At 71.6% G+C, this 15,131-nt stretch carries 12 protein-coding genes; 4 read left to right on the top strand and 8 right to left on the bottom strand.

Annotation, left to right across the window (positions count from 1 at the left end):
* Positions 1 to 92: 92 nt before the first annotated feature.
* Entirely contained in the window at positions 93 to 302 is a 210-nt protein-coding gene (locus BMW85_RS29030; RefSeq protein ID WP_091087610.1) for a ubiquitin-like protein Pup, read from the bottom strand.
* Positions 303 to 450: 148 nt separating this feature from the next.
* Here BMW85_RS29030 and BMW85_RS29025 point away from each other — a divergent pair, with 148 nt between their 5' ends.
* Positions 451 to 855 (top strand): hypothetical protein, encoded by a 405-nt coding sequence (locus tag BMW85_RS29025; protein ID WP_091087608.1) that lies wholly within the window; start codon positions 451 to 453, stop codon positions 853 to 855.
* A gap of 31 nt (positions 856 to 886) precedes the next feature.
* On the opposite strand, the gene dop is transcribed toward BMW85_RS29025, so the two are convergent.
* The 5 genes from dop to BMW85_RS29000 form a co-directional block, all read right to left on the bottom strand.
* Positions 887 to 2,401: a depupylase/deamidase Dop gene (gene dop, locus BMW85_RS29020; protein WP_091087606.1), complete on the bottom strand. Its 1,515-nt coding sequence runs from the start codon at positions 2,399 to 2,401 to the stop codon at positions 887 to 889.
* Positions 2,402 to 2,487: 86 nt separating this feature from the next.
* Complete coding sequence (locus BMW85_RS29015; protein ID WP_091087603.1) at positions 2,488 to 3,630, bottom strand: acyltransferase family protein; 1,143 nt, start codon at positions 3,628 to 3,630, stop codon at positions 2,488 to 2,490.
* A gap of 68 nt (positions 3,631 to 3,698) precedes the next feature.
* Positions 3,699 to 6,143 carry a carbamoyltransferase HypF gene (hypF, locus tag BMW85_RS29010; RefSeq protein ID WP_091087600.1) on the bottom strand — a complete coding sequence of 815 codons (2,445 nt, stop codon included), beginning with the start codon at positions 6,141 to 6,143 and terminating at the stop codon, positions 3,699 to 3,701.
* A gap of 171 nt (positions 6,144 to 6,314) precedes the next feature.
* Complete coding sequence (arc, locus tag BMW85_RS29005; RefSeq protein WP_218155962.1) at positions 6,315 to 8,087, bottom strand: proteasome ATPase; 1,773 nt, start codon at positions 8,085 to 8,087, stop codon at positions 6,315 to 6,317.
* Between the two features lie 194 nt (positions 8,088 to 8,281).
* On the bottom strand, positions 8,282 to 9,133 hold the full coding sequence (locus BMW85_RS29000; protein WP_091087596.1) for a tRNA (adenine-N1)-methyltransferase: 852 nt from the start codon (positions 9,131 to 9,133) through the stop codon (positions 8,282 to 8,284).
* Between the two features lie 55 nt (positions 9,134 to 9,188).
* On the opposite strand from BMW85_RS29000, the gene BMW85_RS28995 reads away from it, so the two are divergent.
* Entirely contained in the window at positions 9,189 to 10,280 is a 1,092-nt protein-coding gene (locus BMW85_RS28995) for a GNAT family N-acetyltransferase (protein WP_091087785.1), read from the top strand.
* A gap of 168 nt (positions 10,281 to 10,448) precedes the next feature.
* On the top strand, positions 10,449 to 10,946 hold the full coding sequence (locus tag BMW85_RS28990; protein WP_091087593.1) for a hypothetical protein: 498 nt from the start codon (positions 10,449 to 10,451) through the stop codon (positions 10,944 to 10,946).
* 125 nt (positions 10,947 to 11,071) lie between these two features.
* Here BMW85_RS28990 and BMW85_RS28985 read toward each other — a convergent pair whose 3' ends face one another.
* Both BMW85_RS28985 and BMW85_RS28980 read right to left on the bottom strand, forming a co-directional pair.
* On the bottom strand, positions 11,072 to 12,643 hold the full coding sequence (locus tag BMW85_RS28985; protein WP_091087591.1) for an FHA domain-containing protein: 1,572 nt from the start codon (positions 12,641 to 12,643) through the stop codon (positions 11,072 to 11,074).
* A gap of 340 nt (positions 12,644 to 12,983) precedes the next feature.
* Positions 12,984 to 14,120, bottom strand: coding sequence for a site-2 protease family protein (locus BMW85_RS28980; RefSeq protein ID WP_091087588.1), 1,137 nt, complete (start codon positions 14,118 to 14,120; stop codon positions 12,984 to 12,986).
* Between the two features lie 150 nt (positions 14,121 to 14,270).
* On the opposite strand from BMW85_RS28980, the gene BMW85_RS28975 reads away from it, so the two are divergent.
* Entirely contained in the window at positions 14,271 to 15,131 is an 861-nt protein-coding gene (locus BMW85_RS28975) for a RecB family exonuclease (protein WP_091087585.1), read from the top strand.

Below are 15,131 nucleotides of genomic sequence, written 5' to 3'. Positions count from 1 at the left end.
GGAGCAGGGCCCGCCCTGGTGGGCGAGCGCGCGCTCGACGTCGTCCTCGGTGGTGCCGTGACTCTCGATCGTGATGGTGCCGTGCCGGGTCCTTATTCCCCGCCCTTCTGGACGTAGCTGCGCACGAATTCCTCCGCGTTCTCCTCGAGGACCTCGTCGATCTCGTCGAGGATCGCGTCGACGTCGTCGGTGAGCTTCTCCTGACGCTCCTGAACGTCCGGCGCCGCCGAGGCCTCGGTCTCCTCAACCTCGGCCTCGCGCCGTCCGGCCTGCTTCTGGCCGCCGGTGTCCTTGGTTGCCATGTCCTACCTCCGCTTGGGGGACTGCCTCTAGGCATATCTTCCCCGAACCGTCCGACATTTCGCGCCCAACCTTGCGCGATCTTGTATCGGTTGACTGGATAGCATCGCTATCCAATAATGAATCCCCTACGTACACGGAGGTTCAGAAATGTCCACTATGTCGCTGACCGTGGCAGGTGTGGTCCTCATCACAGTCCCGACGATCGTGTTCGGTGGTGTGTCGCTGCTGACGTTCTTGATGCGCGACGTTCCGGGCTACCGGGACAACCCGGTCCGGCGGGGCCTGTGGCGGGCCGGACACGCGCACGCGGGCGTCCTGGTCCTGTTCGCCCTGGTGGCCATGTTGTACGTGGACCAGACCTCGCTCCCCGAGGGCGTCAGGACGCTGACCAGGGTGCTGATCGTGGCGGCGCCCATCCTCATGCCGCTGGGGTTCTTCCTGTCGGTGGCCCGCCCGGGCGACACCAGGCCGAACAAGCTCATCTGGCTCACCGTCGCGGGCGGCGCCGGCCTGGCGGTGGGCACGCTGACCCTGGGCGTCGGCCTCCTGTGAGCGGCGGCCGGCCCGGGGCGTCAGCGGACGGTCATTCGCCGCCGGTGAGCGCGGCGACCAGGTCGGCGGCCGTGTGGCAGCGGTCGAACAGCTCGCCGACGTGCGCCTTGGTGCCGCGCAGGGGCTCCAGGGTGGGGACGCGCTGCAGGGACTCGCGGCCCGGGATGTCGAAGATGACGGAGTCCCAGGAGGCGGCGGCGACGGACTCGCTGTACTGGCGCAGGCAGCGGCCACGGAAGTAGGCGCGGGTGTCGCTCGGCGGGTGCTCGACGGCGCGTTGCACCTCCTCCTCGGAGACCAGGCGCTGCATGCGGCCCCGGGCGACCAGGCGGTTGTAGAGGCCGCGGTCGGGCCGGATGTCGCTGTACTGGAGGTCGACGAGCTGGAGCCGGGGGTGGGACCAGGCCAGGCCGTCGCGGCTGCGGTAGCCCTCCAGGAGTTCGAGCTTGGCGACCCAGTCGAGCTCGCGGGCGAGCTGCATGGGGTCCTCGGCCAGGCGGGTGAGCACCGACTCCCAGCGGTCGAGTATGTCCTTGTTCATCTCGTCCTGGGCGGTGCCGCGCTCCTCGACGAACTTGCGCGCCTGCTCCAGGTATTCCATCTGGAGCTGGACGGCGGTGAGCTTGCGGCCGTCGCGCAGGGCGATCTCGTAGCGGCACGTCGGGTCGTGGGAGACCGCGCGCAGGGCCTGGACGGGGCTCTCGACGGCGAGATCGCGGCTGAGGAAGCCCTCTTCGATCATGGCCAGCACGAGCGCGGTGGTGCCGAGCTTGAGATAGGTCGAGATCTCCGACATGTTGGCGTCGCCGATGATCACGTGCAGGCGCCGGTACTTCTCGGGGTCGGCGTGCGGCTCGTCGCGGGTGTTGATGATGGGCCGCTTGAGCGTGGTCTCCAGGCCGACCTCGACCTCGAAGAAGTCGGCGCGCTGGCTGATCTGGAAACCCTCGCCGCGCGAGTCCTGGCCGATGCCGACCTTGCCCGCGCCGACCACGACCTGCCGGCTGACGAAGAACGGCGTCAGGTGGCGCACGATGTCGGCGAAGGGCGTGGCGCGGCGCATGAGGTAGTTCTCGTGGCAGCCGTAGCTGGCGCCCTTGGCGTCGGTGTTGTTCTTGTAGAGCTGGATGGGCGCGTTGGAGGGGATGGCAGAGGCGCGCGTGGCGGCGTCGTACATGACCCGCTCGCCCGCCTTGTCCCAGATGACGGCGGCGCGGGGGTTGGTGCACTCGGGCGCGGAGTATTCGGGATGGGCGTGGTCGACGTAGAGCCGGGCCCCGTTGGTCAGGATGACGTTGGCCAGCCCGAGGTCCTCGTCGGTGAGCTGCGTGGGGTCGGCGACCTCTCTCGCCAGGTCGAACCCGCGCGCGTCACGCAGGGGGTTCTCCTCCTCGAAGTCCCAGCGCGCGCGGCGCGCGCGGGCCGCCGAGGCGGCGAGGTACGCGTTGACGACCTGCGAGGAGGTCACCATCGCGTTGGCGCCTGGCTGGCCGGGTACGGAAATGCCGTACTCGGTCTCGATGCCCATCACCCGACGCACCGTCATGCAACATCCTCTGTTCGTCCGGGTCTGTCTATCCGCCGTTTATATGCCCGAGCCTATGCCCTTCACAGTGCCCCAGGGCCACAAGGTTATGGCACCGACGCTTTTTCCATCTGTACGGCGGAAGCCGCCGAGCCGCCCGCCCGCCCGCGGGGCTTGAGTATGCGCTGGATGGGACGTTCGGCAAAGACGTACACCAGATAGGACAGGAGCACGGCTATCAGCGTGGCGCAGCAGGCGACGATCCACGGCGGCAGGTCGCCCCTGAGCACGGGGATGACGGCGACGGCGACGATGCTGTGGAACAGGTAGAGCGGGTAGGTGATGCCGCCGAGCGCGGTCAGCGTCCTCGACGGTTTGAGCCGCAGGAGCCCGGTGGCGGCCAGCGCCATGAGGGCGAAGACGATCGTGATCGCGATGATCACGCTGGTGTCGGTGACCGGCATGTTCTTGAACCCGGCGGCGTCGATGCGGCGGTGCACGCGGGCCAGGGCGCTGTCGAGCGACATGGCGTAGCCGGCGACGACGTAGATCCACGGCAGCCAGGCGTGGCCGTGCTTGTGGACGAGGTAGAGGCCCATGCCGGCGACGAAGTAGGGGGCGTAGTCGGGCATGACGGTCTCGGTGATCACCGGCGGGACGGCGACGTCGCCGTGCTGGAGCAGCTTGAGCGCGAGGGCGGCGGCCAGCCAGATCCCGCAGAAGGCCAGGACGCGCCCGTAGGTGACGCCGACGATCACGAGGATGGCCATGAGGAGGTAGAAGCGCAGCTCCGCCCAGAGCGACCAGTAGACGCCGCTGGCGTCGGTGACCTTGAACAGCCGCTGGAACATGGTCGCGTTCAGCAGGTATTCACCGGTGGACAGCTTGGGGTCCAGGGCCTTGGCGCCGGTGAGGCCGTAGAGCGCGGCGACGGCGGCGAGGCTGAGCCAGTACGCCGGGTAGAGCCGGACCAGCCGGGAACGGGCGAACGCCCCGAGCCCCTTCCCCCACACCGTCATGAGGATGACGAACCCGCTGATGATGAAGAACAGCTCGACGCCCAGGATCCCGAGCCCGGCCACGGGGGCCACGGCGGGGAAGAGCTCGGCGGGCCGGTCGCCCCACACGCTGGCGTACGCCACGAGGTAGTGGAAGGCGACGACCGCGAGGGCGGCGAGGAACCGGAGGAGGTCGAGCTCGGCCAACCGGCCGTTCTCCCGGGCATGCTTCGGCCGGTTGGGGGTGTGCACGCCCCTTTTGACGTCACAGCGATCACTTTGGTTCCCCTGGTTCCACTGTTCACATCCGTCACGGAGCGTCAGCGTGATAGGCCGGACCGATCGCGGGCCGCGGCGACGACGGCCTGCCCCAGGCTGAGGCCGCCGTCGCCGGGCGGCACTCGCCGGTGGGTGAGGACGCGGAAGCCGGCCGCGCGCAGTCGCCGCACGGTGCGCTCGACGAGGAGCACGTTCTGGAAGACGCCGCCGGACAGGGCGACCGCGGTGAGGCCGGTGGCGTCCCTGAGCGCGGCGCAGGCGTGGGCGACGGCGTCGGCGACGCCGTTGTGGAAGCGGCCGGCGATGACCGGGGTGGGCCGGCCCGACTCCAGGTCGCGGGCGGCGGCCCGGACGAGGTCGGCGCCGTGCACGGTGAACGGCTCCCCCGGCGTGAGGCGGGCGCGGTAGGAGCCGGTCTCGGCGGGGTCGGCGTGCTGTTCCAGCTCGTACGCGGCCTGACCGGCGTAGGTGATCCGGTCGCGCACCCCGAGGAGCGCGGCGACGGCGTCGAAGAGGCGGGCGGCGCTGGAGGTGAGCGGGGAGCCGGCGGCGAGGGCGAGCGCGGCGGCCCAGCGTTCGGCGTTGCGGCGTACGACGTCCAGCTTGGGCGGGCCGTCGCCGGGGCCGAGGTAGGCGGCGGCCATGAGCCAGGGCTCGCGGACCGCGGCGTCGCCGCCCGGCATGGGGACGGGCTCCAGGCGGCCGAGCCGCTCGAAACCGGCCAGGTCGGCGCGCAGGAACTCGCCGCCCCAGATCGTGCCGTCGGTGCCGTGGCCGGGGCCGTCGAAGGCGACGCCGATCACGGGACCCCGCTCGCCGTTGTCGGCCAGGCAGGAGGCGATGTGGGCGTGGTGGTGCTGGACGCCGACGTGCTCGACGCCGGGGATCGCCAGGGCGTGCCGGGTGGAGCGGTAACCGGGGTGCAGGTCGTGGGCGACGATCTCTGGGCACAGGTCGAACAGGGCGCGGAAGTGCTCGATGCCGGCCGCGTACGAGCGCCGGGCCTCGGTGTCCTCCAGGTCGCCGAGGTGCGGGGAGACGAATGCGCGCCGGTCGCGGGCCAGGCAGAAGGTGCTCTCGCGGTCGCCGCCGCAGGCCAGCACGGTACGGGGGACGAAGTGGCGCAGCGGCAGCGGCTCGGGCGCGTAGCCGCGGGCCCGGCGCAGCACGACGACCCCCGCGGCGGGCCCGTCGGCGGTGGGCCGGACCACGCTGTCGTCGGCGCGGACGTGGATGGGCCGGTCGTGGGTGAGGAAGGCGTCGGCGACCGCGCCGAGCCGGGCCAGGGCGTCGGCGTCGTCGTACGCGATGGGCTCGTCAGCGGTGCCGCCGGTGAGGGCGAGGGGTTCGGCGACCTCGGCGAGCAGCAGGTGGTGCAGCGGCGTGCAGGGCAGCATGACGCCGAGGCTCCGGGTCCCGGGCGCGGCGGAAGCTGCGACGGAGGGGGCGATCCGCCGGGCGTGGGGGGTGTCGCGGCGGGGCAGGAGGACGATCGGGCGGGCCCGGCTGCTGAGGAGCCCGGCGGCGTTCTCGTCGACGGCGCAGAGCAGGCCGGCCTGCGCGAGGTCGGCGGCCAGGACGGCGAACGGCTCGTCCGGGCGGTGCCCGCGCAGGCGCAGGGTGGCGGCGGCCGGCTCGCTGGAGGCGGCGACGGCGAGGTGGTAGCCGCCGAGGCCCTTGACGGCCACGATCCGGCCCGCGCGCAGGAGGGCGGCGGCGGTGGCGACGGGATCGCCCGGCAGCTCGCCGCCGCGCGCGTCGAGCAGCCGCAGCCGGGGCCCGCAGCCGGGGCAGCAGATCGGCTGGGCGTGGAAGCGGCGGTCGCCGGGGTCGTGGTACTCGGCGGCGCAGCCCGGGCACATCGCGAAGCCCGCCATGGTGGTCAGCGGCCGGTCGAAGGGGACGGCGCGGACGACGGTGAAGCGCGGCCCGCAGCCGGCGCAGGAGACGAACGGGTGCCGGTGGCGGCGGCCGGCGGGGTCGGCGAGCTCGCTCAGGCAGTCGTCGCAGGTGGCGAGGTCGGCGGGGACCACGGTGCGGCGTTGGCCCGAGGGGTCGGCGGCGGCGATGGTGAAGCCGCCGCGGCCGGTGGGCTCGGCGCGTACGACGGTGACCCGTTCGATCTCCGACAGGGCGGGGGCGTCGTGTTCGAGCGAGGTGAGGAACTCGGCGACGTGGTGGCCGGCGCCCTCGATCTCGATGTGCACGCCGTCGACGTCGTCGCGCACCTGGCCGGCCAGGCCGAGCCGCCGGGCGAGCGCGTGCACGAAGAGCCGGAAGCCGACGCCCCGCACGATGCCCTCGACGTGCACCTCGACGCGCTTGAGCCCCGCCTGGTCGAGCCCGCTCCAGTCAGACCCGGCCCGATCAGACCCGGCCCGATCAGAACCGGCCCAGTCAGAACCGGCCCGATCGACCCCAGCCTGATCGGGCCCGGTCCGGTGGAACCCGGACCGATCGAGCCCGGCCTGATCGGAAGTGGTCACATCGCCAAGTGTGCGCCCGCGGAGGCGGGTCGCGCATGCCTATCGCGCGTGTCGCCGGGCACGAGGTCCGCTCGGCGTCCCGGCCGAGGCAAAAGGAAACGGGAGGGCCCGGAGTCCCTCCCGCTTGTCCTTCGTGCCGGCGTCAGGTGCCGTGGCCCTCTCGGGAAGGGGTCACAGGTACTGGCCGGTGTTGGCGACGGTGTCGATCGACCGGCCGGCCTCGCTGCCCTGCTTGCCGGAGACCAGCGTGCGGATGTAGACGATCCGCTCGCCCTTCTTGCCGGAGATGCGAGCCCAGTCGTCGGGGTTGGTGGTGTTGGGCAGGTCCTCGTTCTCGGAGAACTCGTCCACGCAGGCCGTGAGCAGGTGCTGCACCCGCAGGCCCTTCTGGCCGGTCTCCAGGAACTGCTTGATGGCCATCTTCTTGCCCCGGTCGACGATGTTCTGGATCATCGCTCCGGAGTTGAAGTCCTTGAAGTAGAGGACTTCCTTGTCGCCGTTGGCGTAGGTCACCTCGAGGAAGCGGTTTTCCTCGCTCTCGGTGTACATGCGCTCGACGACGCTCTGGATCATGCCCTGGATGGTGCCCTGACGGGAGTCGCCGTGCTCGGACAGGTCGTCCGGGTGCAGGGGCAGGTCGGGACGCAGGTACTTGGAGAAGATGTCCTTCGCCGCCTCGGCGTCCGGCCGCTCGATCTTGATCTTCACGTCCAGGCGGCCGGGCCGCAGGATCGCGGGGTCGATCATGTCCTCGCGGTTGGAGGCGCCGATGACGATGACGTTCTCCAGGCCCTCGACGCCGTCGATCTCCGACAGCAGCTGAGGGACGATGGTGTTCTCGACGTCGGACGAGACTCCGGAGCCGCGGGTGCGGAAGATCGAGTCCATCTCGTCGAAGAACACGATGACCGGGGTGCCCTCGGAGGCCTTCTCACGAGCCCGCTGGAAGACCAGGCGGATGTGCCGCTCGGTCTCGCCGACGTACTTGTTGAGCAGCTCCGGGCCCTTGATGTTGAGGAAGAAGCTCTTGCCGGACTGACCGGTCTTCTCCGCGACCTGCTTGGCCAGGGAGTTGGCGACGGCCTTGGCGATGAGCGTCTTGCCGCAGCCGGGCGGGCCGTAGAGCAGCACGCCCTTCGGAGGCCGCAGCATGTGCTCGCGGAACAGGTCGGCGTGCAGGTAGGGCAGCTCGATGGCGTCCCTGATCTGCTCGATCTGCCGTCCCAGGCCACCGATCTCCTCGTAGGAGATGTCGGGGACCTCTTCGAGCACGAGCTCCTCGACCTCGGACTTGGGTATGCGCTCGTAGACGTAGCCCGAGCGGGGCTCCAGCAGGAGCGAGTCGCCGGCCCTGACGGGCTGGCCCTGCAGCGAGTCGGCCAGCCGCACGACGCGCTCTTCGTCGGCGTGCGAGATGACCAGGGCCCGCTTGCCCTCGTCGAGCAGTTCTTTGAGCATCACGATCTCGCCGACCTCTTCGTAGCCGAGCGCCTCGACCACGTTGAGCGCTTCGTTGAGCATGACCTCCTGGCCACGCCGCAGCGAATCGACGTCGACGGCGGGGCTGACGTTCACCCGCAGCTTGCGGCCGCCGGTGAACACCTCGATCGTGCCGTCTTCTCTGGCCTCCAGGAAGGTGCCGAAGCCGGACGGCGGCTGCGCCAGCCGGTCGACCTCCTCCTTGAGAGCGACGATCTGGTCCCTGGCCTCCTTGAGTGTGGCCACAAGGCGTTCGTTCTGGCCGGTCACGGCCGCGAGATTCGCCTGTGCCTCATGGAGGCGCTCTTCGAGGACTCTGGCCTGACGGGGTGACTCGGCCAGCTTCCGCCTCAGCGCGGTGATCTCCTCCTGCAGGAAGGAGACCTGTGTTGAAAGATCAGCGACCTCCCGTTCGCGCTGCGCGGCTCGAGCCTCAGCATCATCGCGAGCTGCCACGCCCGTCACCTCCTTCCCAGTCGAGGGCGACTACTAAGGACCTTACCTATCTCGGGCCCCTCCGTAACCTGGCCGGGCAGTGTTCGTAGAGTGACATTCAGTGTTCGGCGATTAATCCTCAATAGTGCGTTTAATACTGCCAGCACAGGAACACGACGATCTGTTCCCGTGTCACGCACCAACGCACCCTCGTGGCCAAATTGTCATAGTTCTTCGGTCGTCCCCTTCGGTCGGCGGCGTCTCGGCGGGGGCGTCACTCCGTCCGCCATGCGGCGGGCGGAGACGAGGAACCCCGTGTGGCCGATCATCCGATGATCAGGTCTCACCGCGAGTCCTTCGACATGCCAGTCGCGAACCAGGGTCTCCCACGCATGCGGCTCGGTGAAACACCCGTGATCGCGAATGACCTCGACGGTCTTCGACAACTGCGTGGTCGTGGCCACGTAACAGCAGATCACGCCGCCCGGCGTCAGGGCCTTGGCGGCGGCGTCGACGCACTCCCACGGCGCGAGCATGTCGAGGATCACCCGGTCGACGTCGGCCTCGTCGATGGAGTCGTTGAGGTCGCCGACCACCAGCCGCCAGGTGTCGTCCATGGGGCCGCCGTAGAAGTTCTCGACGTTCTTGCGCGCCACGTCGGCGAAGTCCTGGCGGCGCTCGTAACTCGTCACGTGGCCGTCGGGGCCGACCGCGCGCAGCAGGAAGCAGGTGAGCGCGCCGGAGCCGACCCCCGCCTCGATCACACGGGCGCCGGGGAAGACGTCGGCCATGCCGACGATCATCGAGGCGTCCTTGGGGTAGATGACGGCCGCGCCGCGCGGCATGGCGAGTGTGTAGTCCTGCAGGAGGTGGCGGAAGGCGAGGTATTGGGTGCCGCCGGAGGACCGCACCACGGAGCCCTCGGGCTGCCCGATCAGGTCGCTGTGCGGGATGGCGCCCTTGTGGGTGTGGAAGACGCCGTCCTCTTTGAGCGTGATCGTGTGGCGCTTGTTCTTGGGGTCGGTGAGCTGCACCTGATCCCCCACGCGGAAAGGCCCATGCCTGCGGAAACCCATGGCCGCAAGGTTATAGGGCTTTCGGGCGGCTCCGGACGCACGATAAGTATGGGTGATGCTCGCGCGCCACGTGATCTCCTCGGGTCCCCTCGTCCTGCGGCCTCCTTCCGACTCCGACGCCGAGGCGATCACGCGAGCCTGCGACGATCCGGTGACGGCCCGGTTCCTGCCGCTGCTGCCCTCTCCGTACCGGCTGTCGGACGCGCGCGCCTACGTCGAGCAGGCCCGCGCCAAGTGGGAGGCCGGCGGCGCCGAGTTCGCGATCACCCAGGACGGCCAGTACGCCGGCTCGATCGGCGTCCGGCCGCCCGACCGCTGGCGGGTCGCCGAGCTCGGCTACCTGGTCGCGCCATGGGCCCGTGGCAAGGGCGTGGCCTCGACGGCCGCGCGGGCGGTCGCCGACTGGCTGTTCGACCAGGGCGTACGCCGGGTCGAGCTGGAGGCCGAGGTGGAGAACGTGGCCAGCCTCCGGGTGGCCTACAAGGCGGGCTTCCGCGAGGAGGGGAACCGGCGCGAGGCCAAGCTGCTGCGCGACGGCCGCCCCGCCGACCTGGTGACCTTCGGGCGGCTGCCGGGCGAGGCGGCGCCGCCGGTGGAGCCCTACCTGCCGTTCTTCGACGGCGGGGAGCTGTCCGACGGCGTGGTACGGCTGACGCCGATGACCCCGGAGGACGCGGGCGACTTCCACCGGATGCTGGCCGATCCGGTCGTGGCCGCTTACAAGGTGGGGCCGCCGAGCTCCCTCCAGGACCACGAGCGGCGCTGCCGCTACACCGGCTACTGGTGGGTGTCGGGGCAGCGGATCGAGCTGGCCGTGCGTGACGCCGGGTCCGGGGCGTTCGCCGGGCACGTGCAGCTCACCCAGGTGACGCCGGCGCTCGGGCAGGCGATGGTCGGCTACTCGCTGATGCCGGGCTTCCGGGGCAAGGGGTTCATGACGCGGACGGTACGGCTGCTGGTGGACTGGGCGTTCGAGCGTACGCCGCTGCACCGGATCGTGGCCGGCACCGAGGCCGGCAACGTCGCCTCGCACCGGGTGCTGGAGCGGGCCGGGTTCAGCCGGGAGGGCGTGCACAGGGAGATGTTCCCGAAGGGCGGCGGGAGGCGCGTGGACGACCTCGCCTGGGCCCGCGTCCGCCCCTCCTGACGCCGCCGCTCCAGGCGCCGGCCGGACGGCCGGAAGCGGAGAAATCCCGATTTCCTGTTGAGGGCTAGTCAACGGCCACGTCGGGGGTGATAGTCGGGGCAGCCGCTTTCGAGGGTCGCGTGATCGGCTCGCGCGATCTCGCCTCCGACCGGCCGAGGGATCGCCGCGATGCCATACAACCGTGTCGACGTCTCCATGCGCGAGCTCATCTCCGCCTGTTCAGGACTGGAGGCCGCGGACCTGGTCGACCGGCTGGCGCGGGCCGCCGCGGCGGTCGCGAACACCTCGTACGCGGGCTTCGTCCGCGCGGACCCGCTGCGCGAGGAGGCCCGGTCGATGTACGCGCACACCCCGCCCGGCGACCCACTGCGGGTGCGGAGCTGGCTCGCGGAGTCGGGGGTGCTGAAGGAGCTGGCGTCGGCCGTGGAGCCGGTGCGGATGGCGTACGACGCCCGCGTGGGCGAGCCGGGCTTCCTCGCGACGCCGGTGCCCGCGGTGTCGTGCGACCACCTGTACGTGTGGGTCGCGGGGCGGGACTTCTGCGACGCCGACGAGCACCTGCTGAGCAGGTATGCGATCGCGGCCGGGCGGGCGCTGGAGGCGGCCAGCGGCCTGGAGGCGGCGGTGCGGCTGTTGCGCGGCGTACGGGCTTTCCGCCCGGCCTGAACCCTGGCTCCGGAGCACACCACGGACGGCCGCGCCCGCTCGACGAGCGGGACGTGGCCGACCGGCGCTCAGCGAGCAGGACGCGGCCGGCACCCGCTCAGCGGCGAGGCCCGGCCGGCGCCCGCTCAGCCGCGGTGTGCCTCGTAGCGCAGGGTGCGGGAGACGCCCACGCGCACGGTGGTGCCGGGCGCGATGGTGACGGGCTCGTTGGGCGGGATGTCGTAGAAGTTGGGGTCGCCGGGCGGCTGGATCTGGGTGCCGTTGACCGAGCCGAGGTCGACCAGGTTGACGTCCCAGCCGTCGAGCGCCACCCGCAGGTGACGGCGCGAGACCGAGCCGTCGGGGCTGGTCACCTTGGCCGGGCGGGCCGTGCCGCCGGCCACCTCGGGGGCGCGCTCGGGGTCGCGGCCGAGCAGGTAGTCGCTCTCCAGCGGCAGCGCGGTGCCGTCGTCGAGGATGAGCACGCCGAGCGAGGGCCGCGGGCCTTTGTAGGGGACGAGGGTGCGCTGGACCAGGGCGATGCCGCAGACGGCGCAGTAGGGGACGCGGGGGTCGTTGAAGTGGTCGTTCTTGCAGTCGACACCGTAGACCAGCGGCCGGTCGCCGTGCTCGGGCTGCTGCTGCTCCTGCTGCTGCTGCGGCGGCGGGCCCGGGTGGTCGAAGTGGTCGGGCTGGCCGAGCGGCGGGGGCGGCGCGGGCTGGTCGCCGAAGTGCTCGGGCCCGCCGAAGGGCGGCGGCCCCTGCTGGTCGGGCAGGCCGTTGCCGGAGGGCGGCTGCTCGTCGTAGGACGGGTAGTGGGCCGGCTCGGGCAGGGACGGCGCCGACTCGCGCGAGGGGTAGGGCGGCGGCTGGTCCTGCGGCGGCCCGTAGGGCGAGTGCTGGTCGTGCGAGGGGTAGGGCTGGTCCTGCGACGGGTAAGGCTGGTCGTGCGACGGGTAGGGCTGGTCCTGCGGGGTGTGGTAGGGCGCCTGCTCCATGGCCGCAGGGACGGGCTGGGGGCCCGAGGGCGGGCTCGGCACGGCCGGCGGCTGGTCGGCCAGCGGGTAGGGCGGCCGCTCCACCGGCTGGGATTGCGGCTGCGGCTGGGGCTGGTGCTGCTGTTGCTGCTGGGCCGGCGGCTGGATGAGGTCGGCCTCGATGTGGAAGGCCGTGGCCGGCATCTCGCTGGTCAGCGGCCGGGACTGCGCGGGCGCGGCGGACGACCGCCCGGCGGGACGGTCGGCGAGGTCGGCGAGGTCGCTGACCAGGCCGCCGCCGTGGACCACGCCGCCGTCGAGGCGTACGGCGGGATGCGGGGAGCCGGCGCCGGGCAGGCTCAGCTCGACCCGCTCGACGGTGCCGGTGACGAGCCGGTCGGCCCAGGTCAGGGAGTCGCTGCCGGACAGCCGCGTCTCGCCGGCGGAGGTGACGACGCTCGCCGAGGCCGAGCCGCTGACCAGCACGGCGACGCCGCCGGTCACCGGGCCCGCGACCGCGCACGCGGCCGGGTCGCCCGCCATGTTGGCCGCCAGCACCTGCGCCGCGCGGCGGGCCAGTGCCCGGCCGTCGCCGCCGGAGGCCGCGGTCTCGCGCAGCGCGTCGAGCAGGCCGTCCGCGGTGGCCTCGCCCGGATCGCACACCAGCAGCAGCCCGCCCAGGTAGGCCACGAGTCCGTCACCAGGAAGCGGGCGCACCACTCCGAAGCCTTGGTCGGTCATGCGTCCTCCCTCATGACGACCGTGCCGCGCTCATAGGTGCCCTCGCTGCGCTCGGTCACTCAACTCTCCTCCCCGGATGCCGGCGTTGTCACGGCGCCCGCACTGCGGTGCCGGCCACCAGCCATACGCATACCCAGACGACGGAGCCGTGCCGCGCCCCCGTCGTCTCGATTCGATGAACCGGTGGACCGCAACTAACCCCTCAACTGTGCAAGTTTGGCCAAACAGCACACTATCGGCCAGTCATCGCATCGCAGAAATCGCCCAGGTCCGCGCCCGAACCCGGAAACCGCTGGACACGACCCTATCCGGGGGCCGCGGCTTAAACGAGTGGGACAAATCAGACGCCGGTGAACACCCGGTTCACATCGGCGGTGGACAGCACGCCGTAGACCTCGCCGCCCGGCTCCACGAGGAGATATTCGCTGCCCGGCGCCTCGCGCATGGCGTCGATGAGCGGCTCGCCCGCGAGGTCGGCGGCCAGCATCATGGCCGGGTCGATGGACTTGGCCAGGGAGGCGGCGCTCACCCACGGACGGCGGTGCTCAGGGGTGGCCTGCACGGCGGCCTCGCTGACGATCGCCACCGGCCGGCCGTCGTGGTCGACCACGACGATGGCGCCCGCGCGCCGCTCACCCGCCTGCCGCAGCGCCTCCGACAGCGGCGTGTCACCGCTCACCGGCACCGCCCTGCGGGCCAGGGCCCGCGCGTTGACCCGCGGGATGCGGGCGCGGATCCTGGCCACGCGCAGCGACTGCGAGGCGCCCATCCAGATGAAGGAGGCCAGCACCAGCGGCCAGATCACGTCGGTGATGTCGGCCTGGCCGCCGCCCATGAGCGCCGACGCGACGGGCACGGCGACGAGCAGCACGGCCAGCACCCGGCCGCCCCATGCGGCGACGATCGTGCCGGTGCCGGGGTTGCCGGCGACCTTCCACACGCCGGCGCGCAACATCCGGCCGCCGTCGAGCGGCAGTCCGGGCAGCAGGTTGAAGACGCCGACGATGAGGTTGGCGAACCAGAGCTGCAGCACCAGCACCTCGACGATGCCGCCGTCGTTGATGAGGTAGACGTCGGCCAGCCAGCCGAGCCCGGCCAGGCCGAGCGACAGCCCCGGCCCCGCCGCGGCCACCAGGAACTCCTTGCCCGGCGTGGGCGGCTCCTTCTCGATCTCCGAGACGCCGCCGAGGAGGTAGAGGGTGATGCGGCGCACCGGCAGGCCGTAGGCCTTGGCGAGGACGCTGTGCGCCAGCTCGTGCAGCAGCACCGAGACGTAGAGCAGCACCGCGAAGACGAGCGCCACGCCGTAGGCGGCGGCCTCGCTGATGCCGGGCAACATCCGGCCGAAGTAGGGGCCGAACATCACGGTGATGAAGCCGGCCACGAGGAACCAGGTCCAGGACACGTAGACGGGGATGCCGAACAGCCTCCCCATCGGGACGCCGGAGAACTCCTGCCGGGGGCTCTGCTCGCTCACCGCTCTCCTCGTACGTCTTTTCCGGCGGGGCCGCGTGCGGTCGGGCCCCACCGGTGTGGTGGTCTCGCTGCCTTGATGCTACGCGGCGCGGCAGGCGCTCATCGTCGCGCCGGGGGTCAATCTGTCGGGGTCGTGACCTAGAGTGCGTCCATGACGCTGACCGAGCCGGTGATCATCGGTGCGCTGTCCCCCTCCCGCGCGGGCGATTTCATGACCTGCCCGCTGCTCTACCGCTTCCGGGTGATCGACCAGCTCCCCGAGCGGCCGTCCCCGGCGGCGGTGCGCGGCACGGTGGTCCACGCGGTCCTGGAGCGGCTCTACGACCTGCCGGCACCGCGCCGGTCGGTGGCGGCGGCGCTGGAGCTGCTGGAGCCGCAGTGGCGGCGGCTGCTCGACGACGACCCCCAATACGCCGAGATGTTCTCCGGCGAGGAGGAGCAGGCCGAGTGGCTGGCGCAGGCGCGCGGCATGCTGGAGCGTTACTTCACGCTGGAGGACCCCACCCGGCTGGAGCCGGCCGAGCGCGAGCTCTACGTCGAGGCGGTGCTCGACGGCGGGCTGATGCTGCGCGGCTACGTCGACCGGCTCGACGTGGCGCCCTCCGGCGAGGTCCGGGTGGTCGACTACAAGACCGGCAGCGCTCCGGGGCCCGACTTCGAGGCCAAGGCGTTGTTCCAGATGAAGTTCTACGCGCTGGTGCTGTGGCGGCTGCGCGGCCGGGTGCCGCGACTGCTGCAGCTCGTCTACCTCGGCGGCCAGGGCGAGGTGCTGCGCTACGCCCCCGACGAGGCCGACCTGCAGGCCACCGAGCGCAAGGTGATGGCGCTGTGGACGGCGATCGAGCGCGCGATGCAGAGCGGCGAGTGGCGGGCGCGGCGCAGCCGGCTGTGCGACTGGTGCGACCATCAGGCACTGTGCCCCGAGTTCGGCGGCACCCCTCCCCCGGTGCCCGACCGGCAGCCGGGCGACACCGTCCGCAGCAGCCGCCGGGCCGCGACCGACGAGCTTTAG

Origin of the sequence: Nonomuraea wenchangensis (genome assembly GCF_900111685.1) — a bacterium.
Classification (GTDB): Bacteria; Actinomycetota; Actinomycetes; order Streptosporangiales; family Streptosporangiaceae; genus Nonomuraea; species Nonomuraea wenchangensis.
This window is presented reverse-complemented; position numbering and strand designations above follow the sequence as displayed.

Excerpts from the sequence above, each read along its gene's own strand:
- BMW85_RS28995 (WP_091087785.1), top strand. The coding sequence starts at position 9,189 with ATGCTCGCGCGCCACGTGATCTCCTCGGGTCCCCTCGTCCTGCGGCCT.
- BMW85_RS29025 (WP_091087608.1), top strand. The coding sequence starts at position 451 with ATGTCCACTATGTCGCTGACCGTGGCAGGTGTGGTCCTCATCACAGTC.
- BMW85_RS29000 (WP_091087596.1), bottom strand. The coding sequence starts at position 9,133 with ATGGGTTTCCGCAGGCATGGGCCTTTCCGCGTGGGGGATCAGGTGCAG.
- BMW85_RS28975 (WP_091087585.1), top strand. The coding sequence starts at position 14,271 with ATGACGCTGACCGAGCCGGTGATCATCGGTGCGCTGTCCCCCTCCCGC.
- BMW85_RS28990 (WP_091087593.1), top strand. The coding sequence starts at position 10,449 with ATGCCATACAACCGTGTCGACGTCTCCATGCGCGAGCTCATCTCCGCC.
- BMW85_RS29030 (WP_091087610.1), bottom strand. The coding sequence starts at position 302 with ATGGCAACCAAGGACACCGGCGGCCAGAAGCAGGCCGGACGGCGCGAG.
- dop (WP_091087606.1), bottom strand. The coding sequence starts at position 2,401 with ATGACGGTGCGTCGGGTGATGGGCATCGAGACCGAGTACGGCATTTCC.
- BMW85_RS28985 (WP_091087591.1), bottom strand. The coding sequence starts at position 12,643 with ATGACCGACCAAGGCTTCGGAGTGGTGCGCCCGCTTCCTGGTGACGGA.